The 516-nt window shown below is 71.3% G+C and carries 1 protein-coding gene; it reads left to right on the top strand.

From position 1 onward, the window contains the following. Positions 1–516, top strand: a 516-nt coding sequence (locus DS839_RS36135) for a chorismate synthase (protein ID WP_119275364.1), incomplete at both ends; no start/stop codon positions are given.

Here is a 516-nt window from a genome sequence, read left to right as displayed (position 1 = left end):
ACCCGGCACGGGTGCCCGAGCTCGAGGCCTACATGGACCAGCTGCGCCGCGATCAGGACTCGGTGGGGGCCAAGATCACCGTGGTGGCCGAGGGCGTGCCCCCCGGGCTCGGCGAGCCGGTCTTCGATCGCCTCGACGCCGAGCTCGCCCATGGGCTGATGAGCATCAACGCGGTGAAGGGGGTGGAGATCGGCGACGGCTTCGCCTCGGTGAGCCAGCGGGGCAGCGAGCACCGCGACGAGATGACCCCGGAGGGCTTTCTCTCCAACCACGCCGGCGGGGTGCTCGGCGGCATCTCCAGCGGCCAGGCCATCGTCGCCCACCTGGCGCTCAAGCCGACCTCCAGCATCACCACGCCCGGCCGCAGCATCGACGTTCACGGCAACCCCGTGGAGGTGGTCACCAAGGGGCGCCACGACCCCTGCGTCGGCATCCGCGCCACCCCCATCGCCGAGGCGATGATGGCGCTGACCCTGATTGACCACCTGCTGCGCCATCGCGCCCAGAACGCCGAGG

The sequence above is a fragment of the Taklimakanibacter deserti genome (assembly GCA_003574785.1).
The sequence above is the reverse complement of the archived record's forward strand: the minus strand, read 5'-3'. Positions and strand labels throughout refer to the sequence as shown.